The organism is Rossellomorea sp. RS05 (assembly GCF_039822645.1).
Taxonomy (GTDB): Bacteria; Bacillota; Bacilli; order Bacillales; family Bacillaceae_B; genus Rossellomorea; species Rossellomorea marisflavi_B.
The window spans coordinates 253144-279301 of the sequence record NZ_JBDKWY010000002.1; the positions used below are offsets into that span (position 1 = coordinate 253144).

Consider the following 26158-nt stretch of genomic DNA (forward strand, 5'->3'; position numbering starts at 1 on the left):
CAGCCTACTTTTATCATCTGTACTAAAGAACAGTGGAACGGATGAAGGTCATCAGGGAGAATGCCTGATCGTCACAATTCGATAGTACGGTGATCATCCGGTCGTCCTCCGGGATGATCACAGATCTGAAGCTCACGCCAGGATCAAGGCCCATCAACGAATAAACCGGCGTATCATCCCCTTCGTCCTGGATTACCCATACCCCATATCCATAAAAAGTTCCCGTACCGGACGCTACGTGCGGCTTCAGGATGAGATCCGTGCTTTCTCTCGTCAGGAGACGGTGCTTAAAGAGGGAATCGAGCAGGGTATGGACATCCTCTGTTGTCGTATAGGCGCCTCCGTCCGGTCCTCCTTTCACGGGAAGGGAGTAGATATTGCTTTTATACAGCCCATCCCCTAGGCCGATGTAGCCAGTGGCTGTTCCATCCGGCAGCTGGTCCATCCTGAAGTAACCCGACTTTTCCATCCCTGCCGCTTCGAAAATATGGGTCTCCATATATTCAGAAAATGTGATTCCTGCGTGTGCCTCGATGATCAAGCCCAAAAGCACATAGCCTGAATTATTGTAGGAAAAGCGCTCACCGGGTGTGGATTTCATAGTCTCCTGTTCAAACAAAGGGAGGAAGTCAGCCGGTGATTCCATCCGGTATGAGGGCTGGTCTCTCCATAAGTCCTCGAAGTCATCCATCTTTTCTTCATCAAAATAATCCGGTATGCCGGAAGTATGGGTCAACAACTGGTGAACTGTGATACCTTCGTGAAAGTGAGAGTGCTTCAGAGGAAGTACATCCCGTATCCGTGAGTCCAAGGAGAAACAGCCTTTCTCAATCAGCTGCAGGATGGCAATTGCAGTGAAGAGCTTGCAGCCCGAAGCCATCCCGAAGCGGGTCTGAGTGGAATTGGGTATGTTGTGCACCCGATCTGCCAAGCCATAAGCCTGCTGTAATTCTATCTGAAACCCACTCGTCACAAGGATGGATCCGTGGAAGTCCGTATTGATACAGTAGGTGTGGAGATCATGTTTTTTCATGGAATCAGTCCTCTCGTTTCCTTCATGATACCGTTTCCCGTGATAGGTTGATAGGCAAAAAATGGTGATAGAATAAGTTTTCCATATGGTGATTTCGGGGATAAGGTTGTATGAAAGCCGTCTGGAGGAGAAACCTTCAAAAAAAGAAAAAAAGTCTGTCAGGTTTTCATCGTTTCATCCGTCTTACTAAATGAAGACAAAAAGGAGAGTGAATCATGAAAACGCCCATTCAAAACAGGATCCATACCATCTTTATCCATGTAAGTGACCTGAAAGCCTCTGCCCACTGGTATGCTGATCTTCTAGGTCAGGAAGTCGACCTGGACTATGTCATCAGACCGGTCCATACAATCACGGTTGCCGATTATACGAGTCTTACACTGGACGCAGGCCCTGAAGGGGAGCAAAAGGACATTGTGCCCGCCCGTTTCCCGATCTTCAATTTTCATGCGGACGATATTCATGAAGCCCATGGATACGTGGAGGGAATCGGAATCGAAGTCGCCCAGCCCATCACGAGCTTCGATGATTTCTCTTTTTTTACCGTGAAGGATCCTGACGGCCATCTCATCATGATCTGTACAGGATGAAACAAAAGCATCCCATATCGCGGGATGCTTTTTGTTATGTATGGAAGAGTGTGCCTTCCAGTGCGGCAATATAGCGTTCTGCCGAGGCCTGAACCTTTGCATTCGCTCCACGCGTGACGATCCGGTGAAATGCGTTATAGAGTCTCTCGAATGGGAGCGGTTTTACCTGATTCGCCATCTCCCTTACTTTAACGGCAGGGAGCGGGATGAGATTCGGATAGCTGTACATGAAGCTGACCCAGTTCCGATCAGCTACCACCTGAATGACATCCCCTGTGAGGAGCACACCGAGCTTATCTGCACCGCTTCTCCAGTGTAGGATGCTCCCTCCTTTGAAATGCCCGCCGATGCGATGGATGGTGATTTCTTCATGCAGTTCCAGCGCTTCCCCGCTCCAGTAGATGATGCGCTTACTCGGCCGTGTCACCCATTCCCGGTCATCTTCGTGAATATAGATCGGCGCATCGAAGGCTTCTGCCCATTCCACCTGGGTGGAGTAATAGTGCGGGTGGGACAGGGCAATCTCCTGGATGCCTCCTAACTCACGGATGGACGCAATGGTCTCCGCATCAAGGTAGGTGATGCAATCCCATAGAACATTGAAGCCGGCTTCCTGGATGAAATAAGCGGTTTGACCGATGCCGAACGAAGGAGTGGTGGAGATGCTGTAAAGTCCATCTTCCTCTTGAACAATCTCATTCTTGTATTCTCCTGATGCAGTAAGCTGCTCAAGGGTGGTCCATGATTGACCGTTTGGATTCACATATTGTCGTTCCTCCGTACAGATCAGACAAGATGACGGTTCGATAGCCGATTGGTATTGCACGCCGCATGTGGTGCATATTTGCTCATTCATGATGATCTCACTTCTCCTCTTATTGGGAATTCATTAAAATTATACCATGAACAGGCTGGGACAAACGTGCTTTAGTCATAGTAAACCTGAATTCATTTGCCTAGGATAAGGCAAATGAATTCAGGTTTTTAATATGTTTTATGACCCTTACGATTTCATTGTTTCCAGCGGTTGATTGGGGTGCAAGACGTAGACTCCTGCGGGAAGAGTAGCTTATGTGAGACCCCGCAGGCTTGGCTCACGGGCTACCCGCGGAAAGCGAAGTCTTGCACGGAAATCATGAGCGGTAGTATGAACCTACACTAATCGTGTTCGTTTGTTTTGTCCCAACCTACTACTAATTAAAATGCCTTCTTCCAATGAATCAGATACGCTGTCACCTGAACGAAGGGCAGCAGCATGAAGAGAATCACCGGATAATAGGGGAGCTTTTCAGCAACGAGTGGATAAAAGACAAGCAGAGCGGCGATGACCGGAGCGGCGATCATCATGCTCATATAGGCGGTCTTACAGGCTTCCGCAGTGATCTGCTTTTCCCTTTCATCGCTTTCCTGGAATTCATCCGGAACCATGAGGGAAAGCTTCCTTCTTTTTTTAGAGCGGTAGGACAGGATGGAAAGGATGCTACACACGATCAAGATCAATAGAAAAGGGAAAGCATTTCCTTCAAACATGACGTCTCCGTCCGGGTTTTTGTTGAACGCAGCAATTTGGGTTGTCATATCAAAAAACTCCACCATTGCCCAGCCAAATAAACCAAATACTACGACATACATCCAAAACAGTTTCATCAATTTCATCTTTCTTCCTCCTCCAGATAGAATATCTCTTCAACGGGCAGTCCGAATGCCTTGGCTATTTTCATCGCGAGAAGCAGGGAAGGGATATAGCTCCCTTTTTCCAGGGCGACGATGGTCTGTCTCGTCACATCGACGGACTCAGCAAGCAGGCCCTGTGTCATTCCATGCCTTGCCCGCAATTCTTTTACACGGTTTGTCAGCATCCCATCACTTTCCTTTTCTTGAGTTTATACCCATATTGTATGGTGAACTTTACATTTTGTAAAGTCTATTTTACATCTATTTTTAAAATGGGTACCGGCAAGCTTGCCGACTGTACGAAATAGCTGTGATACAATAGGAGGAGTACGCTATTTTCATATGGAGTTGATTATCATCAGAAAACATCTATATACCTACTCCTGGGAACCGAACGAAGTTTCGCTGTGCGCATTGGAAAGAAGGGCGTTGTTCGGCGAAAGTCCGAGCTCATTGATCCAGGAAAGCACACGCTTGATCAATCCGAGCAGGAGTCCATTTATAAAAGAACGTCTCACCGTCATGACGGAAGGAGCCAGCTTTGAGGAGTTCCTTGGAAACGTCCATCAATTGGCCGCCGTAGATGGTTTCAAGGTCATATATGTGCAAAATCCCGACCGGGAGAAAACAGGATTCAAGGAAGTGCGCAGGATCGAAAAGGAAGTCGGCCTCCAGCTCAAGGGGGAAGCGGAGCTGGTCCATCCGACGATCTTATACGGCATCATGGAAACTGACGGCGGTTGGGTTATAGGGGAGTATGCCCGTAATGAAGCCATATGGCTGAAGCACCAGTCCAAGCCCCACAGTTACTCGACTTCATTGAATACACGTGTGGCCCGTGCCGTAGCCAATATCGCCGCACCGGATCCCGAAGGTGTCACCCTAATCGATCCGTGCTGCGGAATCGGCACCGTTTTGGTGGAAGCACTGTCCATGGGGATAGATATCAAAGGAAGTGATCGAAATCCATTGATTTTGGACGGAGTGAAGGAAAACATCGCCCACTTCGGACTGGAAGGGGAGGTCAGCCTCATGGATATCAATGACATAACCGATCATTATGATGCGGCCATCATCGATCTGCCCTATAATCTCTGCTCGGTCATTACAGATGAAGAAAAGTTAGAGCTCCTTCAGAGTGCTAAACGGATAGCTGACAAGGCCGTGATCGTGACCCTTGAGGATGTCGATGATGCCATCCGTGATGCCGGTCTCTCCATAGAAGACCGTTGCGAAGTGAAGAAAGGTCGATTCGTCCGGGAAGTACTAGTATGCTCATGAATAATACTCACTCCATTGACACATATGGAGTGGGTATTTATGTTTTTCACGCAGGAAATATGACTTTTTTCAGATTTTCCTGATTTTAATTTTCCTCATCAAACCCCTGCTGTGAAAGCATTCTCATTCCCGCCCCGTTTGAAAATATGACAAGTGTCATATCCTTCATATGACACCTACTACTAACACCATGACACTCTCTCCCCTATACTATGTGTAAGACAAAGAGAAAAGGGGATTGTGCTCACATGACCAATATAAAAACGCTGAAAAAAGAAGTAGCTCCTTATGAGAAATCCACGACAAAGGAAAGTGTGTGGCAGCTGATCAATACGTTGGGGCCGTTCTTCCTTTTATGGTTCCTTGCCTATGAGAGTTTATCTGTATCCTACTGGCTGGCCCTCGTTCCCATCATCCTGGCAGCTGGATTTTTGACAAGGATCTTCATCATCTTCCATGACTGCACGCATTACTCATTCTTCAAAAGCCGCAAAGTCAATCGAGCAGTCGGTACAGCCATGGGCATCATGACCCTTTTCCCTTTCGATCAGTGGGGCCATGACCATGCTGTCCACCATGCAACAAGCGGGAACCTTGATAAGAGGGGTACCGGTGATATCTGGACGATGACGGTGGAAGAATACCGTGCAGCTACTCTGAAAACACGTCTTGCGTACCGTTTCTACCGTAATCCGTTCGTGATGTTCATCCTTGGTCCAATCTATGTATTCTTGTTGAAAAATCGCTTCAATCGTAAGAACGCCAGGAAAAAAGAAAGAAATAATACCTACTTCGTCAACCTTGTATTGGTAGTCCTGGTCACATTATTCTGCATGACGCTAGGATGGCTTCCATTCCTGCTTGTGCAAGGATCTATCTTCATGATCTCGGGCGCTTTCGGAATCTGGTTGTTCTATGTGCAGCACACGTTTGAAGATTCCTATTTCGAGGAAGATAAAGAGTGGGAATATGTGCTTGCGGCAGTGGAAGGAAGCTCGTTCTACAAGCTTCCAAAGGCTATTCAATTCTTGACTGGGAATATCGGGTATCACCATGTCCATCATTTGAGCCCAAGGGTTCCGAACTACAAACTCGAAGAGGCCCATAATAACACCAAGCCATTACAAAATGTACCGACGATTTCACTGATGACAAGTCTCAGCTCCATCAAGTTCAAACTGTGGGACGAAGAACAGAAGAACTTTGTCACCTTCAAGGCAGCGAAGGTCCAAAAGCCTGCCCGTATCACTCCGCAAGCCAAACCGGAATTATAATCGCAGGTTGAAGAGGAGAGACACGCATGATTTCTATAGTTGTCGCAGAAGTGGATGAATCATACTTGAGAACCATCTGCACCCTTTTGGAACTGGAAGAAGATGCAGTGGTGATCGGGCAGGCAGACTCCCTCGAATCGGCAGGGAGTATCCTGGAGAAAGACCCACCTGACATTTTTATTGCCGACATCAGCTGGCTATATGCACAGGACTTCATAAGAGATGTAGCTTTCAAAGGCATCAAGATGATCATACTATCCACGTTTGCCGATCCGGGGAACGAGCGGATGGTGATGGAGTCCGGTGCACATGGCTACCTGATCAAAGACAGCACGGGAGATGAATTGATCGGAGCGATCCGCACCGTCATGACAGGAGAACACGTGTATTCTCCCAAGCTCGAAGAACCGGGTGAGGAGTCAAGCGTACACCCCCTTCCGGTCAGGAAGGCCGGTCCCATCGCCTCTATCGTGAACAGATTCAAATCTTCTGCTGTTTGAGCCTCCCGTTGGGAGGTTTTTTCTTTTTCTGTAAGATGTTCATCAACGCGGGTTTCGGGTAAAATGGAAGAATCCGGGCTTTTGTAAGGAGGAATGTACAGTGCCAACGATCAAAGAAGTAGCGAAGATGGCTGAGGTCTCGAGTGCCACGGTCTCACGTTTTTTAAATAATTCAGGCTATGTAGGAGAAGAGGCAAGGAAGAGGATTCTGAAGGTGATTGAAGAGACGGGTTATGTTCCAAGTGAAAATGCAAAGTCCCTCAGAACGAAACAAACGAAAGTCATCGGTGTTATCCTGCCGAAAATCAGCACAGAAACATCAAGCCGGCTTGTCCGTGGGCTGGATGAAATCCTGGCTAAAGAGGGATATCAGATCCTGCTTGCCAACTCGGGCTTAAATGCGGATAAGGAAATTGAACATCTCAGGCTCTTAAAGAGCCGTGATGTGGATGGAATCATCCTCTCAGCTACCACAAATGGAGCCGGGCTGAAGGCTGAAATCCAACGTCTGGATATACCGGTGGTCGTAGTGGGGCAAGAGGTAGACGATACGCCGAATGTGATCTTTGACGAATACCAGGCAGCAAAGGACATGGTGAAACACCTCATCGATCACGGTCATGAACGCATCGGATTCATCGGGGTTTCAGAAGAAGACCCGGCTGTCGGTGTATTGAGGAAAAAGGGATACCTTCAAGCGATGCAGGAAAAGAATCTTCCGATAGAGGAAAGTTGGATCGAGAATGGGATCTTCGATGTGGAATCTGGAGCAGTGGCCATGGAGCGGATGATGGGGGCTGCTGTACGCCCGACAGCAGTATTTGCCGTGACGGATCGTCTGGCCATCGGCGCCATGAATTACGTAAAGTCAATAGGATTAAGGATTCCTGAGGACATCGCCTTTGCGGGAATCGGTGCTTCGGAGCTCTCTAAATACATTACGCCTTCCCTCACCACGATGGACTATCAGAATAAGGAGTCCGGCAGGGTGGCAGCAGGATTGATCCTGGAAGCCATCAAAAGAGGTGGAAGTTCTCCTGAAAAAAGACTGATAAATGTTCGACTTCTCCAAGGTGATAGTGTATAATCCGAATTAAGTAATCGGTTTCATTTTGCTAATGTGGAATCGATTACATCATTTTTATGATTTTATGTAATCGATTCCACATTTGGTCTCATAGATTAAGTGTTTTTATTTTCATTGTTGTGTAATCGATTCCACAAATGAACATGGAGGGGAGAATGACTATGTCGGAGAATCGAAAGATTGCAGAAGAAATTGTCAGAGCGGTCGGTGGGGATGAAAACATCCTCTCTGTAGCCCACTGTGCCACACGGCTTCGCATCATGGTGAAAGACAAGGAAGCAATAGACCAGGAAGCGGTGGAAGCAACGGATAAAGTGAAAGGGGCCTTTTTCAATTCAGGGCAGTACCAGGTAATCTTCGGTACGGGTACGGTGAACAAGATCTATGAAGAAGTCATGAACCTTGGATTGAAGGGATCCACCAAGTCTGAGCAGTCCTCTGAAGTCGCGAAAAGCGGAAGTGCCTTCCAGCGGGCGATCAGGACATTCGGGGACGTCTTCGTTCCGATCATCCCGGCCCTTGTGGCGACTGGACTGTTCATGGGACTACGAGGTCTGGTTCTTCAGGAACAGATTCTTGCCCTATTCGGTATGACGCCGGATGATATCTCTCAAAACTTCATCTTGTTCACTGAAATCTTGACTGATACGGCCTTCATCTTCCTCCCGGCTCTTGTGGCGTGGTCCACGTTCCGCGTATTTGGAGGTTCGCCAATCGTCGGGCTGGTACTCGGCCTCATGCTCGTGAGCCCATCGCTGCCGAACGCATGGGGAGTAGCGGGCGGGGATGTACATCCCATCGAATTCTTCGGGTTCATCCCGGTCGTAGGCTATCAGGGCTCGGTCCTTCCGGCGTTCATCGCGGGGATCCTCGGTGCCAAGCTTGAAAAGCAAATCCGGAAACGGGTCCCGGAGGCATTGGATCTGATCATCACACCATTCCTGACGTTACTGGTCATGATCACCCTCGCCCTTTTCATTATCGGGCCGATCTTCCACAGTCTTGAGAACATTATTCTTGATGGGACGGTTGCAGTTCTGGAATGGCCGTTCGGTATCAGTGGATTAGTGATTGGTGCCCTGAATCAATTAATTGTTGTCACAGGGGTGCATCACATCTTCAATATGCTTGAGATTCAATTGCTGGCGAATCTCGGGAATAATCCGTACAATGCCATCATAACCTGCTCGATTGCTGCACAGGGTGGAGCAGCACTTGCTGTTGGACTTAAGACAAAATCCAAGAAGCTTAAAGCACTTGCCCTCCCGTCATCATTTTCTGCCTTCCTTGGAATCACTGAACCCGCCATCTTCGGGGTGAACCTGAGATACGGGAAACCGTTCATCATGGGCCTTGTTGGGGGAGGAGTAGGAGGATTCATCGCATCCATTGTCGGTTTGAAGGGAACTGGCATGGCCATCACGGTCATCCCGGGTACGCTTCTATACTTGAACGGCCAGATCCTCTTATATATCTTGGTGAATGTCATTGCGATCGGAGTTGCATTTGTGCTTACGTGGATGTTCGGCTACTCGGATAAACTGAAAAACGACGTGGAGAAATAATGACAGCAAGGAGCTTTGCATATGAATGAATATGAAAAAAGGCTGCTCACAGCTGTAGAAGAAAGAATACAGTCCTTTCAACAGAAGGCAGAAGCTGATCCATACCGATTGAACTATCATCTCCTGCCGCCCATCGGACTTCTGAATGACCCGAATGGATTGTCATTCTTCAAGGGGCGCTATCACTTCTTCTATCAGTGGAATCCCCTTGAAGAAAATCATGGAGCAAAATTCTGGGGACATTATTCCTCAGATGATCTTGCCACATGGCGACATGAACCGATTGCCCTCGTGCCGAGTGAATGGTACGAGAGGAATGGCTGCTACTCTGGGTCAGCAGTCGTTTCGGATGATCATCTGTTCCTATTCTATACAGGAAACGTGAAGAACGATGCCGGTGAAAGGGAAACGTACCAGTGCCTTGCTGTCTCGGAAGACGGGGTGCATTTTGAGAAAAAGGGTCCAGTCATCACCTTGCCTGAAGGATTCACTGCCCATTTCAGGGATCCGAAGGTATGGAAAAGGGGAGCCACCTGGCATATGGTGATCGGAGCACAAACGTCTGAAGGTGTGGGGGCCGTCGTCTTGTATACGTCAGATGATCTTTATCGTTGGAATTATAAAGGGATTATCGCAGGTGCTGGACGTGACGGACTGGGAGGCTATATGTGGGAATGCCCTGATTTATTGGAGTTTGATGAAGGTGACGTCTTATTGATCTCCCCCCAAGGGATCGAACCCGAGGAAGATCGGTATCAGAATCTCTTTCAATCAGGCTATATGACGGGTTCGCTCGATGTTGATTCATCCCGATTCTCACATGGGGATTTTTCAGAGCTTGATAAGGGCTTTGACTTCTATGCTCCACAGACGATGACTGACCCAGCGGGGAGGCGGATCCTTGTGGCCTGGATGGGGATGACTGACTCTCAGGAACCCTATCATCCCACACTGAATTACCACTGGATCCACGCTTTGACCATTCCGAGGGAACTGGAACTGAAGGATGGCGTTTTACTCCAACGACCGGTCAAGGAGCTGAAAAAGCTAAGGGCGGGTGCGTTCAGCGTCCGCTCAAAAGAACTCCTTACCGGTGAAAAGTGGGACTTTGAAGGGATGAGAGTGGAAAGCAAGGAACTCATCATCGATGTTCTGAAGGCAGGCTCTTTCTCTATCCGCCTCAGGAATGAAGCTGAAATCCACTACGATTGCCAGAAGGGCAGGATTACGTTGACCCGGAGCCGCCTGGATGGCGGAGCTACGGAGAAAAGGAGGGTGGACGTGAGCAGTGTCCAAAAGCTTACTCTCTTCCTGGACCACTCTTCATTGGAAGTTTTCTTAAATGACGGGGAGCATGTGTTCACCGCACGCTATTTTCCTGACGTATCGGATGGCTCCATTATCTTTCATTCGTATGGAAACGTCATGTTTTCAGTGGAGGCGTATTCCTTACTATCGAATCTGAACGTCCATTCCTGATAAAGGGTGGACGTTTTTGAGTGAATAAAGGTTTGGGAAGGGTAAATGTGGGGTAAAAGATATTTCGGGAAAAAGAAAGACCGTACCGGTGGATCGGTACGGTCTGCATTGTTTTCTTATAAGAAAAGATTGATTACATAATAAATCAGGGCTGCCAGCGTAGCAGAGATCGGAAGGGTAATGACCCAGGTGATGAGCATACGTTGTGCCGTACCCCATTTGACTCCTCTCAATCGGTGGGCAGAACCAACACCAAGGATTGAGGAGGAGATGACGTGTGTCGTACTGACAGGAAGGTGAATCGCTGTCGCACCGAAGATGACGGCCGCACCTGTAAGGTCAGCAGCCACTCCATTGACCGGGCGGATCTTCATGATACCGGCGCCGACCGTTTTGATGATCTTCCATCCACCGATGGAGGTTCCGAGTCCCATGGCTGTCGCACAGGCAAGCTGTACCCATGTCTGGATATCGTCGGAGGTTTGATAATTATTGACGATCAGTGCCATGGTGATGATCCCCATCGCTTTCTGAGCATCATTGGTACCGTGTGTAAACGATTGAAGGGCAGCCGTAGCAATCTGGATGCTTCGGAAGTTCCGGTTCGTTTTGGCAAGATTACGGTTTTTAAATACAACCTTGAAGATGCTGTAAATGATGAAACCGACCACAAAAGCAAGGATTGGGGATAGAATAAGCGCTTCGACGATCTTGATGAAGCCTGTATAATTCAATGACGATAAACCCGCTGCAGCAATCGCAGCCCCTGCAATGGAACCAATTAAGGCATGTGAGGAGCTACTTGGAATCCCAAAATACCATGTCACAAGATTCCAGATGATGGCGGCAATCAATGCAGCCAGGATGACGATCGTCCCGTTCTCAAGAGCGAAGGGGTCAACAATGTCTTTTGTGATCGTTTTGGCCACTCCCGTGAAGGTCATGGCCCCGATGAAGTTCATGCTAGCCGCCAGGATGATGGCGTGTCTTGGCTTCAATGCCTTGGTCGATACGGAAGTAGCAATCGCATTCGCTGTATCATGGAAACCATTGATGAAATCGAATGCAAGGGCAAAGAAGACGATCAAGACGGTCAGAATTAATACTGTATCCATATTGAACTAAGCTCCTTACGCATTTTTCATGATAATGGTTTCGAATGTGTTTGCTACGTTCTGACAATAGTCCGCTACAAGTTCAAGCTCTTCGTAAATTTCTTTGTATTGAATGATGCGGATCGGATCTTTCTCTGTATTGAACAGATGTTTGATTGACTGACGCAGGATTCCGTCACATTTAGATTCAAGGTCTTTGATCTTAATGGCAGATTCACGCACCTTGATCCATTTTTTTGTTGAAAGGAGCTCGACGGCTTCTTCGATTTCATTCGAACATTGACGGATGGCTTCCACGAATTGAAGCATGAACTCATCTGCCTTTGTGATTGAGTACATTTCAAACATGGCTGCAGTATGCTCCAGACCGTCCAGTACATCATCCATGCTCATGGACAGGGCAAGGATGTCTTCACGTTCAATCGGAGTGATGAACACCTTGTTCAGGTCGAGGATGACTTCATGAACATAGTTATCGCCTTTTGTTTCATAATCCTTCATGGTTGTAGAGAATTCTTTCAGATCGCTGACATTGTTCAATTTATAATCAGCGAAATAATGAGCACTCTCTTTCAGATTTTCTGCGATGTTGCTCAAAATTGTACCGAACTTATCCTTCTTTTTGAAAACCATATATTTTCAAACCTCCAACATTTCGAATATGGAATTAATAAACCTTCATAATGATATCGCAAATTGTCGAAAATATGTAGAATTTTGATCGAAAATTTACATTAACTTAACATAAGAGCGGTTTCTTTTTTAATAGTATCTTCGAAGACGGGTATTTCATCCTGTTTCGACAACGAAAAAAAGGCCGATTTTTCTAGGACCGGCTTTGTCATCCTCATTTCTTTTCTTCTGTTTTCTCATCCTCCATGATCCCCTGGGCAGCCTTTTTGAACTCCTTCAACGTGACCCCTACTGCTTTCCCGAGCTCAGGCAACTTGCTTGGACCAAAAAACAATAAAGCCACAAATACAATCAATGCAATTTCTCCAAATCCAAGATTCATCCTCAGACCTCTTTCCTTCATGTAAATGAGTGGCATTGCTTCTTCTATCGTACTTCTTTTTTAGTGGAAATCAAGGGGGATTCCGCTTTTTTCTGAGAATCACGCAGTTAATTGGAATAATATTCTGAATATGGGGTATGAGGATATTAGTTCCAAAATAAAAACTAGCAAAAAAGTTGCATAGAGAATACAAAAAACAATCCTAATTTCCTATATAAGACAAAAATGGTTTTTGTAATAATGAGGAAGGAAAATAGTAGGAACAGGAATATGTACATAAAATGCCAAGGAAGGAGTGTCAACATGGAGATCAAAGTAGAATATTCAAGCGTAGAGTCGCAGATATCGAATGTAAAGGGATCACTTCAAGGCCTTAAGGCGAAAAGCGAGGGGTCCATTGAAGGGAACGTCCTCGATACAGCCGATAAGCTGAATGAACTGGCCTCAAAGCTGGATACCATCCTCGCTTCCTATAAAAGTGTGTTGGAAAAAAATCTTGAAAGTACGAGGCAAGCCGTGGAATCCATGCGTGAAGCCGATGCCACCATCGCCGGCGGTATGCAACGCAAATAATATATGAATGTGAGAGATGAGAGATGAAAACATTAAAAGTCCAGTCACTTCAGGAAGGGATTTCCCGAAGCAAGTCCATGCTTGATACCCTTGATGGAGAAATCCAATCTCTTAAACAATCGATTACCGCCTTTTCTGGAATGGAGGAAGCACTGAAAGGAAAGGGTGGGAGTGCCATCCGCTCTTTTTATGACGAATGCCATGTGCCCCTTCTTGATTTTATTGTGAAATTTAGCAGTGAATACAAGTCCACCCTCGAAAAGATCAAAAGTGAACTAAGCACCCTCGAACCAAGCTCAGACGGCTATATTCACCAACCCTTTCTCGATCAGGAACTCGAACAGAGCTTAGACCGCATCAAGCAGCATACGGAAAGCCTCGTTGCAGACGCCAACAGTACGATCAGCTCCATTTCTGATATCGTCTCCATCTCCAGCATCCAGGATTCTTCCTTCATTCAAAGCGTCCAAAGCGCAAAAACGGAATTGACTGAAACAGTCGACAAGCTGACTGAGTTCGACTCCAGCCAGTCGAAGGCACTCTCCACTGCTGAAGAAGACCTCGTCATGATGGAGAACTGGATCTCTGATATTGAGGGATTGATGCAAGATGGGAAAGTGAACGTGAATTTTCCGACCACCGTTTGGAAGGAGTATGCCGAGCTCAACCCATTAACGAATAAATTGAATGGGACGACACCTAATATAGAAGAACTCGAAATCAAAGATGATAAGGATAAAACCGGTGATGTAAACGGAGGCGCGAGTTCCTTCCTGCTTACAGCGAAGAAGAACCTGGATCAATTCGATCAGCTTAAGTCCCGGGGAACCCTGTCGTTCACAAGTTTGAGGACCTTCTATGCGGCAAGGAAAAATGGTCTCAAGACGTATAAAGTATGGGATCCTAAGAAAGGTCAATACGGCTACCGCATCACTGCTACGCCTCAGGCCCTTCGGAAACTTGGCGTAGAGCCGGACTCCCGCGCGTTTAAGGAATTGATGCACGGGGTGCCGAAAGGTGGCAAAAAGCTTTCTCCAAAGCATCAGGAGATCGCTAAAAACAATACGGTCACCCTTAAATACGCGACACAAAAGAAAGGCCAGACAGGCTGGTCACCGGTAGGCGAGAAAGTCCTGGAGAAAAATCCGCATCTTAAGAATTGGAACAATAATGAGCTGTCTGCCAAAGACAAATTCAAGACCATCGGTAAAGCTACGGCAAAAGGTGTCAAAGACTCATACAAGGATATCGTCGACATCAAAGGCATTGCGAAACCCCTTCAAGAGAGCGGTCCTGTCAAAGGTGTATTAAAAAGCAGCTTGAAAGGCCTTGCGCCGATCTCTGCGGGACTGTCATTCTATGAAAACCACACAAATGCAAAAGCAGAAGGATTAACCGGTGCAGAAGCAACGAAGCGCGCAACAGTGGATACGGCCATTGACGTCGGGGTTTCAAGCGGTGTACAGACGGCCTTCACTGCAGCCGGTACGGCCCTTATCCCGATTCCAGGTGTCGGTACCCTTGTCGGGATGGGCGCAGGAATCGCCGTGAATACCCTCTTGAACCATAAGTTCGGGAAAGATAAGGACGGCAAAGGGAAATCCGCTATGGACGTAGTGAAAGGCTGGTTCAGATAGCCGACATGTCGTTTAGAACAAAAGGAGCGTACCGCTTATGTTAAGAGATGTACCTGAAAGTCATTTTTATGTGTTGAAAGGGCCATTCGAGAGTGGGCGGCAAAGCCCTGCTGCCCTCACACCCAGCCTGATCGTTTCGGTGTTCATCAGTTGGCTCCTTTACTTTTTAACCTACACCCTGATGGAAGATTCCTCTGCTTTCCCGGCAATCGGACTGGTGAAGGGTGCGCACTTCTACATCACCATCCTGCTTTCGATCCTGTGCGTGATGGCAAGCGTTCCGTCATTCTTCAAGAAGTATCAGAAGGTCCAATACGCCATTAGCATCTTTGCCAGCCAATTCCTTTTCGGTGTTTGTACGTATCTGATATCCATGATGTTTATCGGAACACAACAAGGCGTGACTGAGGGGAATATCACGACGCTGCTTCTGCTGACTCTCGGGGTCGGGGTCCTCCTGATCGCCGTTACCGTCCTCCGCTTCTTCCGGCTATTGAAAAACGGAGAATACAAGTACGGATCTGCAAAGTGGAAAAGCCGGATGAACCTGGAATTGAAATCAAACGTACTGCTCGCCATCGTCATCGGTGTGAGCATCGTACTGATTCTTCAATATATCATACGAAATTTCAATGCTGATTCCCTCGAATTCTACATCATTGCGCTCTTGCCACTTGCGCTATTTTATATGATGCTCTTCATCCTGCCGGAACAATTGGTTCTTCTTTATTGTAAGAAGAGGTTCACCAGCTTTAACTTTGAAGCTGACGGGAAGACCCTAAAGCGTGATACGGCAAAGGGTGAAGCCCAATTTATACCCAATGTACCAACCACTATACTGAAAAAGAAAGTTTCTCCACACGAAAAGAAGAACAGCTGGTTTCAATGAAAATAAAAACAAATGATGAAAGGGAGTAGGTCATGGCTATCGAAAAGAAATCATTACAATTTGATCATGTATTAGTGTATAAGATGGAAGGCAAAATGGAGGACTGGCAGGAAGGCTTTGCTGTCATGGAGGAAGCAGAACTGGAACAGGTAGTATACAGGAACGGCCCCGTCATCTTTACATATGAAGCAAAAGGAGATAGCGGGACCTTTACGTATTATATGCCGGTGAATGACGAAGTCGAGCTTGCCGAGGATTCAGACATTCAATATGAACGCAGGCTGGACCTGAAAGATGCCCTCGTCTTAAGGCAGGCACAGGAAATTCAGGATTTCTCAACGGCCTTTGAACAAGTGAAGACGTATGGCGAAGTGAACGGAATCACCCTCACAGATCAATTCTACTGTGTCCTCCTAGAGGTATACGGTGATATCATCATCGATCTCTATGTGCCGAGGAGTGTGCCTCATGCTATTCACTGATCACACCCTGACTTATAAGAATGTAGCCTCTAAGCTTTACCGATTCGTACCCGAAGAATTGGAAATGGCCTTTGAAGACTTTGCTGGCATCCTCGAAAACAATGGATACAACCCAACGGGCGATCTGTTTTTCTGCATCATGAGCAACCCTCTAGAAGACGAAATCATGACAGCCGAAATCTTCCTACCGATCGAAGAAGATCGTATAGATTTACCTGAGAGTGAGAACGTTCACTTCAGAAGCTACTTCTACTTAAAGGATATGGTCATGTCCCGCGTGATGGAGAACTTTGATGAATTCTCCCAATACAAGTTCTGGGAAATCGTAGAGTACATTGAGCGAAGTGGCCAAACCCAATCGACACCGATGTTCGTTGTCTACAAGCAGTCACCTTCAGGTAAAACCTATGTGGAGATGAGTGCTGGGGCTGAGTAATGGAATGACCCCTGATGATGGTTATCGGGGGTTTTTGTTTTTAGTGCATCTAAGAGTCTACATTAAAGAATACACTGTAAGGGAGAAGATTACATGAAGACTTTGAAGGTACAAACACTTCAAGAGGGAATCTCCCGTAATACAACGATGTTAGACACCCTTGATGGAGAGATTCAATCATTAAAGAAATCCATATCAACATTCGCAGGATTGGAAGATGCACTAAAAGGAAAGGGCGGAAGTGCTATCCGTTCCTTTTATGAAGAATGCCATATTCCACTGCTAGAGTTTATTACTAAATTCAGCACCGATTACAAATCTGTTCTGGAGCAAGTGAAGAGTGAAATGAGCACACTTGAGTCCAGTGATGATGGCTACATCCATCAGCCTTTCCTGGACCACGAGCTCGAACAGAGCCTTGATAGAATCAAACAACATACCGAGAGTCTTGTCTCAGATGCCAATAGTACAATCAAATCCATCAGTGACATTGTTTCAGTAATAGCAATTCAAGATTCTACATTTATCCAAGGTATCCAAAGTGCCAAATCAGAAATCACAGAAACCGTAGATAAGCTTTCCCATTTTGACTCTTCGCAATCAAAATCTTTATCGTCAGCCGAGGAAGACTTGGCAATGATGGAAAATTGGATTAAAGATATTGAAGGATTAATGGAGGATGGGAAAGTGGATGTGGACTTTCCTGCAAACGAGTGGAAAGAGTACTCAGGATTAACACCCTTGGGGATGAAGCTGAATGGTACGAGTACTGAGGATATCACCTTTTTGCTTGAAGACGATGGTGACCAAGTAGAAGAATTTGTTGATGCAAACACAGAGTATACTAAAGGTGTAGTTCAACTTTTATCTGATGGAAAGACAGTAGCCGGTGGTGTTTCACAAGGATATAGATTATATAATGCGTTCAAAGATGAGGGTGTTTCCTTCGAGAAAATAGTTAATAAAAGTACCGGGAAAGTAGAGTTTAAAGTATTGGCAACCAGGGATGCTTTGGAATCTTTAGGGGTTAAACCAGACTCTATTGCTAATAAAGAGTTAAATAAGGGTTTGCCTAAAAACGGAAAAAAATATAAAGACAAACATGTTAAGAAAGCTAAAACCAATAAGGCCACTCTAAAGCACGCTGCATATGGATCAAAAAACAAAGGAAGGAATGGATGGTCAACCACTGGTAAGGAGGTTTTAGATAAAAATCCTGAAATTGCTCACATGAACGGAAAAGAAGGAATTACTGGTAAAGTCAAAATGATTGGTAAAGCAATGTGGAAAGGAGCAGTAGATAATGTAAAAGATGCTGGGAATTTAAAAGCAATTAAGGATAGTGGAGTATTAAAGGGTGGACTAAAAAGTTTAGGACCGATTTCAGCTGGTGTAACATACTATAGTAATTTACAGGATGCCGAAGCCGATGGGAAAGAGGGTAGTGAAGCTGTTACAAGAGCTATGGGTGATACTGTAGTAGACACAGTAGTGAGTGGTGCAATTCAGGGAGGATTTACAGCATTAGGAACTGCTATCATTCCCATACCTGGAGTTGGTACTGCAGTAGGAGCAGCCTTTGGTGTATTTGTGAATTCTTTGCTTAATCGTAAAAGTAAAAAAACTGGAAAGTCAATGATGGATAAAGTGAAAGGTTGGTTTAGGTGATAATGTTAAGACTGGAGCTGTTTTATAGGTGAGTAAATTAACGGTTGATCATTACGCAGTATTAAGAAAACCTCTTGAATCAGGCAGGCAAAGCCCGAAGAAGCTTGCTGAGGCTTTCTTACTAAGTGTTCCTATTGTTTGGTTATTGTACCTTGTAACCTTTACAGTAGCATCGGATTCTACAAACTACCCTAACGTGGAAAAAATTCGTACCATTCAGTTTATTATGACTGCAGTTGTCTCTATACTAGGGATTATATTTTCATTTCCAAGCATATACAGAAAAACTGGTTGGTTACAGTATGCATATAGCGTCCTATTAGCACAATTCATTTTTACAGTGTATCCATTTATCAGTGCATTTTTCATTATGGGCCAACAGGAAAATGCAAGCCGTGAAATTCTTTTAAAACTGACCTATTATGCAATAATTTTAGGTGTTTTAGTCCTCTTGGTTACTAGTATAAGATTTTCCATCCTATTAAAAAAAGGAGCCTATAAAAAGGGAAGCAGCAAGGATGTAACAAGAAGCAAGTTTGAAACAAAATCATATGTACCGATTGTTGTAGTCGTTTCTACAGCCTTCGTCTTACTATTACAATACGTAATAAGAAATATTCAAGTTGGTTCCTTAGAGGATGCAATCTTAATCTATTTACCTTTATTAATTGCTTATGTAACTATTTTTGTTTTGCCTGAACAACTCGTTATTGTTTTTTGTAAAATCCGATTCAAGGAATTTAATTATGATTCTAGAGGGTATCTTTATAGTTTAGAATCCACAGAAAAAAATATAAAAAACGGATAGGCAAGAGTTTTAGTGCATAAAACCACTCATTAATAGTATTGAGTGGTTTTTTCATTTCCCCCTTTACCTTCACGCAACGTCAACGTGTACAGTAGACCTAGGAGGTGCCACATGGAATACACAATAAAGAAGCTGAGTGACCTCGCGGGAGTCAGTACGCGGACACTGAGGTACTACGATGAAATCGGATTGCTCTCACCGTCCAGGATCAATTCATCCGGGTACCGAATCTATGGACGTGTGGAGGTCGACCGCCTTCAGCAGGTATTGTTTTATCGGGAAATGGGTATGGAGCTTGAAGGAATCAAGCTCATTTTGGATGATCCAGATTTTGATTCAGTTGGAGCGTTGAAAGAGCATCGTAGCCGACTCGTCGAAAAGAAGAAACGTTTACTGAGGTTGATCCGTAATGTCGACCAGACGTTGGAGGGTATGGGAGGAGGAGCCGCAATGAGTGACCGGGAGAAGTTTGAAGGGTTTAAGAAAAAGCTCGTGGACGCAAACGAGAAGGAATATGGGAAAGAGATCCGAGAGAAATATGGAGACGAGTCGATAGATGCATCGAATCACCAGCTCCTGAGCATGGACAAGGAAATATTTGAAGAAACCAAGCACATGGAAGAACAAATGATAGCCTTGCTAAAAATAGCGAATGAAAATGGCGATTCAACTGGTGAGGAGGCACAGGAAGCAGCGCGGCTCCACAAAGAATGGATCACCCGCAAGTGGGGTCATTACAATAGGGAAGCCCATGAAGGTCTTGTTCAGATGTATGTGGACGATGAACGTTTCAGGTCTTACTACGATAAGCACCAGAATGGTATGGCAGAATTTCTTCGCAATGCGGTGGGTCATTACTTGAAGAATGAGGGGAAGTAAAACAACAATTTTAACTGAATAAGAAAAAATTCCGAAACCCCATTGCTATATCTCCCACTATCTGTTATTATTAAGTTAATTATTTTTGTTCGGTATATAGGGAGGGAGCAATCCTTCCACCTGAATTGAGCAATAATAGTAATAATTGTGGAGCACAATCCACGCAGGAGGAAATAACATGCAAGAAGGTACAGTAAAATGGTTTAACGCAGAAAAAGGTTTCGGTTTCATCGAAGTTGACGGTGGAGAAGATGTATTCGTACATTTCTCAGCTATCCAAGGCGACGGCTTCAAAACACTTGACGAAGGTCAAAAAGTGACTTTCGAAGTTGAAGAAGGCCAACGTGGACTTCAAGCTGCTAACGTTGTAAAAGCATAATTTCTGCTTTTATCATGAGAAAGACCCCCGGTTTCGGGGGTCTTTTTTCGTTTTAAAACATCATGCTTCCTCCGCGTGACTGGGGAATTTCGACAACAAATTTCCCCGGAAATATACAGAGATGGAGGGGATTTTGTATGTGACAGTTAGATGAACATACTTCTTTCCTGAACGTTATTGCGATATAATAGCTAAATTGACCAAATGATGCCTGTTCACGACAAAAATGGGTATAGTAAACGGTAATACAAGATACGACAGAAAGGTAGTAAGAAAACATGAAAAAGAGCTGGAATATATTTACGCGGGATGGAAGAAATCTATTTACGAACTATGTAGCACTCATCGTCATCGGTGGATTGATGATACTCCCGTCCCTCTATGCATGGTTAAATATTGAAGCGTCATGGGATCCATACGGAAAGACCGACCAGCTGCCGGTAGCGGTCGTCAATGAAGATGAGGGAGCGACGATCAGGGACGAATCGATTGACGTCGGAGGAGACCTCGTCAAGGAATTGAAGAAAAACGATGATATGGACTGGCACTTTGTCAATCGTGAGAAGGCCATGGACAAAGTGGAATACGGTGACTATTTTGCTGTCATCGTGATTCCGAAAGACTTCTCTCAAAAGCTGTCGACCGTCATTGAAGATAAGCCTGAGAAAGCGAAACTTGAGTATTATGTGAATGAAAAAATCAACGCCATCGCCCCGAAGATCACGGAAAAAGGGGCAGGGGCCATTGTTGATAAAATCACGAGTTCATTCATTTCGACTGTGAATGAAACGATCTTTGATATGTTCAATGAGCTTGGACTGGAAATCGAAGGCGACCTTCCCGATATCAAGAATTTCGAGAACTATGTGTTTGAAGCAGAAGAAAGACTACCTGACATCGGGAAGACCTTGAACGATTCACTCTCTGATGCTGAAAAAGCCCAGGGGATGATCGATGATGCCCAAAGCATGATCCCGGAAGCAAGTCGGGTGACCAATGAAGGGTTGGAAACAATCGATAACACTACAGCCTTCCTTGATAAGGCCGAAAAACGATTGGATGAAATTGCTCCTCAGGTACAAAAAGACCTTGAGCAGGCTCAAAGCACCTCCAAGAAAATCAATGATTTCCTTCAAAGCGTGCATACATCCGATATCGACCTGAGTCAAGGGGACACCATTTCGAATGATGTCCAAAAACAAGTGGATTCGACCATTCAGAACATTGAGGCCATCGAGTCAAGCCTCCAGCAAGTAAAAGAACAGAACCCTTCACCACAAGAAGGGGAGGAGGCTCAAAATGAAGAGTCCCAGCAAAACCAGGAGCAGATTGATCAGGCTCTTGAACAGTTGGCTCAAGTGAAGAAACAACTTCAACAAGTTCAAACGGATGGGGATAAGATCAACGATTTCCTTTCTGGAAAACAGAAGGAAGTGGATGATGTCATCAACGGCATCCAAGAGCGTTCCGCTGAGACAAGTGCCAACATCGATGCGTTCGTGAAAGAATATAACAATAACATCGAACCGGCTGTCCGCTCAGAAGTGGCGAGCGCCAAAAAGACGCTGAGCGATGCCCGTTCCATTTTAGTGGATATCCAATCTACTATTCCTGAAGTCGAAAAAATACTCTCCAGCACTGAAGGGAATCTTTCAAAGGGTGAGAAAACCTTGAAAAATGTATTGGGTGAATACCCGTATGTGAACACTAAAGTAGACGAGCTCGCAGATCGGATCAGAGAAATCCAAGGTGAAACAGACATCAATGAAATCATCAAGCTCCTTAAAAATGATCCGAAACTGGAGAAAAGTTTCTTTGAAGAACCTGTGAAAATGAACAAAAACAGCCTGTATCCTATTCAGAACTATGGTACGGCCATGACGCCATTCTATACGGTCCTTGCTATTTGGGTAGGAGGTCTGCTCCTCATCTCCCTTCTCGCAACTGACGTGATGGAGGGCATTCCTGACCTTAAGGAAAGGCATATCTACTTTGGTAAGCTGATGACCTTCATGTCAATCGGGTTCATCCAGACAATCATCGTCACCTTGGGGGATATCTTCCTTCTCGGTGTAGACATCTTGTCACCAGGGTGGTTCGTCTTATTCGGCCTATTGATCAGTGCGGTGTTCATCACAATCGTCTATACGTTTGTATCGGTGTTCGGAAACGTCGGTAAAGCACTGGCCATCGTCCTACTTGTCCTGCAGATCGCAGGATCAGGTGGTACGTATCCGACTCCATTGCTACCTGGGTTCTTCCAGATGATCCACCCATTCCTGCCGTTCTCCTATGCGATCGACCTTATGAGGGAAGCGGTAGGCGGAATTGTCTGGGAGCGTGTCACAAAGGATATCTTGTTCCTAGTCCTATTCTGGGCCATTGCGATCTTCATGGGCACGTTCCTGAAACAGCCACTGAGCAAACGAACCAAAGCCTTCATGAAAAAATCGAAGGAATCTGGATTGTTCCATTAATGCAAACAGCCGCAACGAGAAATCGTTGCGGCTGTTTTTTTGTGTCTGGCACCGAATGCAATGCTGGTGCCAGGCACAATAAATGTACAAAAAAAGAGAAGCGGTCAAATGACCAACTTCTCTTTCAGTCCTAGATGATGCTTCACGCACCGGCCCAGACATCTTTGCCGTAGCGCCCTTCTTTTTCGAGGGTTTGAAGCCAGTCGAGGGCTTCCTGCTGGGTGGTGTTGTAAAGCGTTTGGTAATTCTGTTGCAGGGTGGTTTCTACATCCGGTGCCATCTTGCTGCCGTCTCCGCAGATGTAGAGATGTCCGTCTTCTTTTAGAAGAGGGAGGATAACATCGGCATTTTCAGCAATTGCGTGTTGCACGTAGCGTTTGTCTTCGCCCGGGCAGCGGGAGAAGGCGGTGTGCAGGGTGACGAGTCCTTCTGTTTCAGCCGCTCGCAGTTCGTCTTCGTAAAGGAAGTCGTGCTGCGGATTTCTGCATCCGAAGTAAAGATGGGCCTGACCCAATGTTTGGCCTTGTTCCTTACGATGACGTCTTTCCTGGATGAATCCTCGGAATGGGGCGATGCCCGTTCCTGGCCCCACCATGACAATCGGTGCTTCGCTTCGTTCAGGAAGCTGGAAGTTGGATTGCGGTGTGTGGATGAAGCAGGCGATCTTATCCCCGGTGCTTCGGCCGGCAAGGTAGTTGGAGGCGATTCCGGCATATTCGCCTTTTCCGCTCCAGGATGCTCCGCGGACGACGCTCACGGTGAGACTTGCTTTTCCTTCATGGTGGGAAGGCGAGCTTGAAATCGAATAGTATCTCGGTTTAAGCGCCGGCAGTAGTGATAAGAATTGTCCGAATGGTATTTCGCATGCCATGTATGATTCTACAAGATCGAGCATGGTCAAGCGCTTCCTCAATACTTCATTCTTATAGGTGGTATCTTTGAGCAGGGCCTCCAGTTCAACGACGTGTGGAGGGCAGACCGTCGTGGCGGCAAGGGCACGGATTTGTGCGCGTGTTGCAGGCTCCTGCATCTCGACGTGATTGGCAAGGAGCTCGGATATTTTCACCGGCATGCCTGAAGGAAGATGGGTAGTTGTGCTACTTCCTCTGTTTAGTTGAACATAATCATCGCCGTTCAGGGCGAAGCGTTCAAGTACGCGTTCAATCAGTGCAGGTGGATTTTCAGGCAGCACGCCGATATGATCTCCTTCACGATATCTGACTCCTGCTGGCAGGGATACTTCGATGTGACGTGTGCTACGTCCGCTCTCTTCATGAAGCAATTCCCGATTGTCACTAACCACTGCCGTGAATGCGTGATGTTCACGGGCGACAGGAGTATGGCTGACGTGACTCACATACTCGAGTGCGACTCCGGTATCTGTATTCTGATCTCCTGGGAGTTCAAGGTCGAAAGCGTCTGCGAGGGCAGGCCAGAGGTCCTCTTTCCACGCATCATACTGGCCTTCAAAATCATCACTTGCATCGCCGAAGCCTGGGCTTGTCAGCCTGATGCCTCCGCCTTCCGCAAGTTTTTCATCGATGAAGAAGGGAATGCGCTGATACGTGTTGGCCCAGTTTTTGTCCCCGCATCCGAACACGGAATAGTGGACCTGTTCTGTGGTAGGGGAGGTTTCGAGCCAAGATACGAATGCATCCGCATTATCAGGGGCATTCCCGTTATAGGATGCAGAGGCGATGAGCACGGCACCTTGGTCCGGCAGGCCGTTGCTATATTCATTCAGTGGGGCCGTTTCTACCTCGAAGCCGAGTCGTCTACCTTTCTCGGCGAGCTCCCTGGCAATCCCTTCTGCTGTTCCCATGTTGGAACCGTACAGCACAAGAAGGGGGGTTCCGTGTGAGTCGATTACTCCGGTGTCATCTTCCTTCTGCTCTTCTTCAGGTGTGCTTGTTGCCACTGAAAGGGGAACGGATCCCTCTCTTGGTTTTACTTGCATGGTCAGGCCGTCAGGTTTCAGGGTCAATGCTTCCTTTATAGACAGTACGTAGTCTTCGTCCTCGATGAAATCGAAGTGTTGAATGACCATGGCCAGTACCAATACGGCTTCATGCATGGCGAATTGTTGTCCGATGCATGCACGTTGTCCATTCCCGAACGGTTTGAATGCATGATGAGGGACATCGGCTGGATTTTCGAATCGTTCCGGTACAAAGGATTCGACGTCGTCTCCCCAGACAGAAGCATCGCGGTGAAGCTGTGGTGATAGGATGGTGAACTCATCACCTGCAGACACGGCGTAACTTCCAGGGAGGGAAGTATCTTCTTTGGCGTAAAGGGTGAATGCTGGTGCTGTCGGCCATAGTCGCAGTGATTCATTCAGGATCATTTTCACGTACTTGAGCTGCTTGACCTGCTTGTAATCGGGGATGCCTCCGCTTGTGACGCGATCAACTTCGTCCTGAGCTTTCTTGAGGACTTCCGGGTGCTTCATAAGATAGTACAGAGTGAAAGAAAGCAGGCCGCTCGTTGTTTCGTGGCCGGCAATCAGGAACGTGATGATCTGGAAGCGGATGTTCTCATCACTAAGAGCTTCTCCCGTTTCCGGATCGACTCCTTTCAGCATATGGGATAGAAGATCATCTTCCCCTTGATCGCCGTTTTGTTTCCGCTCGGCAATCAAACTGTCGACGATGGAGAACATGTACTGAATATCTTCCTTGAACTGACGTTTATTCTTGATCATGAGTTTATCCTGGATGCCGAGGCGCTGGTTTTGATTCATCGCTTCATCGAGTGCACGGACCATGGAGTCGACGAATGGATGGGAATCTTCTCGGTAGAAGCTATTGAATCGGAAGTTGAAGCCGCATAGTCCGATGGTGTCTAGGGTCAGACGGGTCATGTCTTCAGGGATATCTACGGCTTCCCCCGGATTCAATCGTGCCCATTTTTGGATAAGCTGGGTGGCAATGTCGACCATTTTTGCGTGGTACCCTTTCATTGCCTGTTGGCTGAAGCTCGGGAGGAGGATATTATGGGCTTTCCTCCAGTTCGTCTCGGTTGTTTCACTGGTGAAGAGGCCGTCGCCGCCAAAAGCTCGGACTTTTTGGAGGGCAGGCCCCACTTTTTTATCAAATTGTTTTTCATTGCAGATGGCTTTGACGAATTCAGCCCCGGATACGAATGTGCTTTTATGTCCTGGGAACTGGAACTGATAGATCGGTCCGAGCTCCTGAGAAAGTTTGATAAAGGATTGGACCGGCTTTTCCCGGTCGATGAGCGGAAGGCTGCCGAGCGGTCCATAGGTTCGTGCGAAAGGGTAACTGGTTGATTGGGTCATGTGGTCATGGCACCTC

At 46.4% G+C, this 26158-nt stretch carries 25 protein-coding genes; 17 read left to right on the forward strand and 8 right to left on the reverse strand.

Annotation, left to right across the window (positions count from 1 at the left end):
- Positions 1 to 22: 22 nt before the first annotated feature.
- A complete protein-coding gene (locus ABJ225_RS09035) occupies positions 23 to 1033 on the reverse strand; it encodes a serine hydrolase domain-containing protein (protein ID WP_347319716.1) in 1011 nt (336 codons plus the stop codon).
- Between the two features lie 215 nt (positions 1034 to 1248).
- Here ABJ225_RS09035 and ABJ225_RS09040 point away from each other — a divergent pair, with 215 nt between their 5' ends.
- Positions 1249 to 1623 (forward strand): VOC family protein, encoded by a 375-nt coding sequence (locus tag ABJ225_RS09040; protein WP_347319718.1) that lies wholly within the window; start codon positions 1249 to 1251, stop codon positions 1621 to 1623.
- Between the two features lie 34 nt (positions 1624 to 1657).
- Here the strand turns inward: ABJ225_RS09040 and ABJ225_RS09045 are convergent, their stop codons facing one another.
- The 3 genes from ABJ225_RS09045 to ABJ225_RS09055 form a co-directional block, all read right to left on the reverse strand.
- Complete coding sequence (locus tag ABJ225_RS09045; protein WP_347319720.1) at positions 1658 to 2479, reverse strand: MBL fold metallo-hydrolase; 822 nt, start codon at positions 2477 to 2479, stop codon at positions 1658 to 1660.
- A gap of 341 nt (positions 2480 to 2820) precedes the next feature.
- A complete protein-coding gene (locus tag ABJ225_RS09050; RefSeq protein WP_053428121.1) occupies positions 2821 to 3279 on the reverse strand; it encodes a hypothetical protein in 459 nt (152 codons plus the stop codon).
- Positions 3276 to 3482: a helix-turn-helix transcriptional regulator gene (locus ABJ225_RS09055; protein ID WP_048016376.1), complete on the reverse strand. Its 207-nt coding sequence runs from the start codon at positions 3480 to 3482 to the stop codon at positions 3276 to 3278. Before ABJ225_RS09055 ends, ABJ225_RS09050 begins: the two co-directional genes overlap by 4 nt.
- A gap of 157 nt (positions 3483 to 3639) precedes the next feature.
- Between ABJ225_RS09055 and ABJ225_RS09060 the strand changes: the two genes are divergently transcribed.
- The 6 genes from ABJ225_RS09060 (at position 3640) to ABJ225_RS09085 (ending at position 10483) form a co-directional block, all read left to right on the forward strand.
- Entirely contained in the window at positions 3640 to 4578 is a 939-nt protein-coding gene (locus tag ABJ225_RS09060) for a TRM11 family SAM-dependent methyltransferase (RefSeq protein ID WP_347319722.1), read from the forward strand.
- 248 nt (positions 4579 to 4826) lie between these two features.
- The gene (gene desA, locus ABJ225_RS09065) at positions 4827 to 5852 is read left to right on the forward strand and encodes a Delta(5) desaturase DesA (RefSeq protein WP_347319724.1); all 1026 of its coding nucleotides are present in this window, start codon (positions 4827 to 4829) and stop codon (positions 5850 to 5852) included.
- A gap of 26 nt (positions 5853 to 5878) precedes the next feature.
- Entirely contained in the window at positions 5879 to 6352 is a 474-nt protein-coding gene (locus ABJ225_RS09070) for a response regulator (protein WP_347319726.1), read from the forward strand.
- Positions 6353 to 6452: 100 nt separating this feature from the next.
- Positions 6453 to 7439 (forward strand): LacI family DNA-binding transcriptional regulator, encoded by a 987-nt coding sequence (locus ABJ225_RS09075; RefSeq protein WP_347319728.1) that lies wholly within the window; start codon positions 6453 to 6455, stop codon positions 7437 to 7439.
- Positions 7440 to 7600: 161 nt separating this feature from the next.
- A complete protein-coding gene (locus ABJ225_RS09080; protein WP_347319730.1) occupies positions 7601 to 9004 on the forward strand; it encodes a sucrose-specific PTS transporter subunit IIBC in 1404 nt (467 codons plus the stop codon).
- A gap of 21 nt (positions 9005 to 9025) precedes the next feature.
- Complete coding sequence (locus ABJ225_RS09085) at positions 9026 to 10483, forward strand: sucrose-6-phosphate hydrolase (RefSeq protein ID WP_347319732.1); 1458 nt, start codon at positions 9026 to 9028, stop codon at positions 10481 to 10483.
- 116 nt (positions 10484 to 10599) lie between these two features.
- Here ABJ225_RS09085 and ABJ225_RS09090 read toward each other — a convergent pair whose 3' ends face one another.
- The 3 genes from ABJ225_RS09090 to ABJ225_RS09100 all read right to left on the reverse strand — a co-directional run bounded on the left by ABJ225_RS09090 (position 10600) and on the right by ABJ225_RS09100 (position 12613).
- On the reverse strand, positions 10600 to 11598 hold the full coding sequence (locus tag ABJ225_RS09090) for an inorganic phosphate transporter (protein WP_218246973.1): 999 nt from the start codon (positions 11596 to 11598) through the stop codon (positions 10600 to 10602).
- Between the two features lie 15 nt (positions 11599 to 11613).
- Positions 11614 to 12231 (reverse strand): DUF47 domain-containing protein, encoded by a 618-nt coding sequence (locus ABJ225_RS09095; RefSeq protein ID WP_048005092.1) that lies wholly within the window; start codon positions 12229 to 12231, stop codon positions 11614 to 11616.
- A 214-nt stretch (positions 12232 to 12445) separates the two neighbouring features.
- Positions 12446 to 12613, reverse strand: coding sequence for a twin-arginine translocase TatA/TatE family subunit (locus ABJ225_RS09100; RefSeq protein ID WP_218246972.1), 168 nt, complete (start codon positions 12611 to 12613; stop codon positions 12446 to 12448).
- Between the two features lie 303 nt (positions 12614 to 12916).
- Between ABJ225_RS09100 and ABJ225_RS09105 the strand changes: the two genes are divergently transcribed.
- From ABJ225_RS09105 to ABJ225_RS09150, 10 genes are all read left to right on the forward strand, one after another.
- The gene (locus ABJ225_RS09105; RefSeq protein WP_048012578.1) at positions 12917 to 13186 is read left to right on the forward strand and encodes a YwqI/YxiC family protein; all 270 of its coding nucleotides are present in this window, start codon (positions 12917 to 12919) and stop codon (positions 13184 to 13186) included.
- 23 nt (positions 13187 to 13209) lie between these two features.
- Positions 13210 to 14823 carry a T7SS effector LXG polymorphic toxin gene (locus ABJ225_RS09110; RefSeq protein WP_347319734.1) on the forward strand — a complete coding sequence of 538 codons (1614 nt, stop codon included), beginning with the start codon at positions 13210 to 13212 and terminating at the stop codon, positions 14821 to 14823.
- A 37-nt stretch (positions 14824 to 14860) separates the two neighbouring features.
- Positions 14861 to 15712, forward strand: a complete 852-nt coding sequence (locus ABJ225_RS09115) for a hypothetical protein (protein WP_347319736.1) — start codon at positions 14861 to 14863, stop codon at positions 15710 to 15712.
- Positions 15713 to 15744: 32 nt separating this feature from the next.
- On the forward strand, positions 15745 to 16194 hold the full coding sequence (locus tag ABJ225_RS09120; RefSeq protein ID WP_347319737.1) for a hypothetical protein: 450 nt from the start codon (positions 15745 to 15747) through the stop codon (positions 16192 to 16194).
- On the forward strand, positions 16181 to 16630 hold the full coding sequence (locus ABJ225_RS09125; protein ID WP_347319738.1) for a DUF5085 family protein: 450 nt from the start codon (positions 16181 to 16183) through the stop codon (positions 16628 to 16630). Before ABJ225_RS09120 ends, ABJ225_RS09125 begins: the two co-directional genes overlap by 14 nt.
- 93 nt (positions 16631 to 16723) lie before the next feature.
- On the forward strand, positions 16724 to 18298 hold the full coding sequence (locus ABJ225_RS09130) for a ribonuclease YeeF family protein (RefSeq protein WP_347319739.1): 1575 nt from the start codon (positions 16724 to 16726) through the stop codon (positions 18296 to 18298).
- A 28-nt stretch (positions 18299 to 18326) separates the two neighbouring features.
- Positions 18327 to 19106 carry an ABC transporter ATPase gene (locus ABJ225_RS09135; protein WP_347319741.1) on the forward strand — a complete coding sequence of 260 codons (780 nt, stop codon included), beginning with the start codon at positions 18327 to 18329 and terminating at the stop codon, positions 19104 to 19106.
- Positions 19107 to 19217: 111 nt separating this feature from the next.
- Positions 19218 to 19985, forward strand: a complete 768-nt coding sequence (locus ABJ225_RS09140) for a MerR family transcriptional regulator (protein WP_347319743.1) — start codon at positions 19218 to 19220, stop codon at positions 19983 to 19985.
- Positions 19986 to 20163: 178 nt separating this feature from the next.
- Positions 20164 to 20364, forward strand: coding sequence for a cold-shock protein (locus ABJ225_RS09145; protein ID WP_048005082.1), 201 nt, complete (start codon positions 20164 to 20166; stop codon positions 20362 to 20364).
- Between the two features lie 278 nt (positions 20365 to 20642).
- Positions 20643 to 22841 carry a YhgE/Pip domain-containing protein gene (locus ABJ225_RS09150; protein WP_347319745.1) on the forward strand — a complete coding sequence of 733 codons (2199 nt, stop codon included), beginning with the start codon at positions 20643 to 20645 and terminating at the stop codon, positions 22839 to 22841.
- A 142-nt stretch (positions 22842 to 22983) separates the two neighbouring features.
- Here ABJ225_RS09150 and ABJ225_RS09155 read toward each other — a convergent pair whose 3' ends face one another.
- The gene (locus ABJ225_RS09155) at positions 22984 to 26142 is read right to left on the reverse strand and encodes a bifunctional cytochrome P450/NADPH--P450 reductase (RefSeq protein WP_347319747.1); all 3159 of its coding nucleotides are present in this window, start codon (positions 26140 to 26142) and stop codon (positions 22984 to 22986) included.
- Positions 26143 to 26158 lie beyond the last annotated feature (16 nt).

What these genes read in the sequence shown, in the direction of transcription:
- ABJ225_RS09125 (WP_347319738.1), top strand. Translation starts at nt 16,181, where the DNA reads ATGCTATTCACTGATCACACCCTGACTTATAAGAATGTAGCCTCTAAG.
- ABJ225_RS09120 (WP_347319737.1), top strand. Translation starts at nt 15,745, where the DNA reads ATGGCTATCGAAAAGAAATCATTACAATTTGATCATGTATTAGTGTAT.
- ABJ225_RS09140 (WP_347319743.1), top strand. Translation starts at nt 19,218, where the DNA reads ATGGAATACACAATAAAGAAGCTGAGTGACCTCGCGGGAGTCAGTACG.
- ABJ225_RS09150 (WP_347319745.1), top strand. Translation starts at nt 20,643, where the DNA reads ATGAAAAAGAGCTGGAATATATTTACGCGGGATGGAAGAAATCTATTT.
- ABJ225_RS09095 (WP_048005092.1), bottom strand. Translation starts at nt 12,231, where the DNA reads ATGGTTTTCAAAAAGAAGGATAAGTTCGGTACAATTTTGAGCAACATC.
- ABJ225_RS09050 (WP_053428121.1), bottom strand. Translation starts at nt 3,279, where the DNA reads ATGAAATTGATGAAACTGTTTTGGATGTATGTCGTAGTATTTGGTTTA.
- ABJ225_RS09040 (WP_347319718.1), top strand. Translation starts at nt 1,249, where the DNA reads ATGAAAACGCCCATTCAAAACAGGATCCATACCATCTTTATCCATGTA.
- ABJ225_RS09155 (WP_347319747.1), bottom strand. Translation starts at nt 26,142, where the DNA reads ATGACCCAATCAACCAGTTACCCTTTCGCACGAACCTATGGACCGCTC.
- ABJ225_RS09115 (WP_347319736.1), top strand. Translation starts at nt 14,861, where the DNA reads ATGTTAAGAGATGTACCTGAAAGTCATTTTTATGTGTTGAAAGGGCCA.
- ABJ225_RS09110 (WP_347319734.1), top strand. Translation starts at nt 13,210, where the DNA reads ATGAAAACATTAAAAGTCCAGTCACTTCAGGAAGGGATTTCCCGAAGC.
- ABJ225_RS09105 (WP_048012578.1), top strand. Translation starts at nt 12,917, where the DNA reads ATGGAGATCAAAGTAGAATATTCAAGCGTAGAGTCGCAGATATCGAAT.
- ABJ225_RS09055 (WP_048016376.1), bottom strand. Translation starts at nt 3,482, where the DNA reads ATGCTGACAAACCGTGTAAAAGAATTGCGGGCAAGGCATGGAATGACA.
- ABJ225_RS09060 (WP_347319722.1), top strand. Translation starts at nt 3,640, where the DNA reads ATGGAGTTGATTATCATCAGAAAACATCTATATACCTACTCCTGGGAA.
- ABJ225_RS09085 (WP_347319732.1), top strand. Translation starts at nt 9,026, where the DNA reads ATGAATGAATATGAAAAAAGGCTGCTCACAGCTGTAGAAGAAAGAATA.
- ABJ225_RS09100 (WP_218246972.1), bottom strand. Translation starts at nt 12,613, where the DNA reads ATGAATCTTGGATTTGGAGAAATTGCATTGATTGTATTTGTGGCTTTA.
- ABJ225_RS09090 (WP_218246973.1), bottom strand. Translation starts at nt 11,598, where the DNA reads ATGGATACAGTATTAATTCTGACCGTCTTGATCGTCTTCTTTGCCCTT.
- ABJ225_RS09130 (WP_347319739.1), top strand. Translation starts at nt 16,724, where the DNA reads ATGAAGACTTTGAAGGTACAAACACTTCAAGAGGGAATCTCCCGTAAT.
- ABJ225_RS09035 (WP_347319716.1), bottom strand. Translation starts at nt 1,033, where the DNA reads ATGAAAAAACATGATCTCCACACCTACTGTATCAATACGGACTTCCAC.
- desA (WP_347319724.1), top strand. Translation starts at nt 4,827, where the DNA reads ATGACCAATATAAAAACGCTGAAAAAAGAAGTAGCTCCTTATGAGAAA.
- ABJ225_RS09145 (WP_048005082.1), top strand. Translation starts at nt 20,164, where the DNA reads ATGCAAGAAGGTACAGTAAAATGGTTTAACGCAGAAAAAGGTTTCGGT.
- ABJ225_RS09080 (WP_347319730.1), top strand. Translation starts at nt 7,601, where the DNA reads ATGTCGGAGAATCGAAAGATTGCAGAAGAAATTGTCAGAGCGGTCGGT.
- ABJ225_RS09045 (WP_347319720.1), bottom strand. Translation starts at nt 2,479, where the DNA reads ATGAATGAGCAAATATGCACCACATGCGGCGTGCAATACCAATCGGCT.
- ABJ225_RS09070 (WP_347319726.1), top strand. Translation starts at nt 5,879, where the DNA reads ATGATTTCTATAGTTGTCGCAGAAGTGGATGAATCATACTTGAGAACC.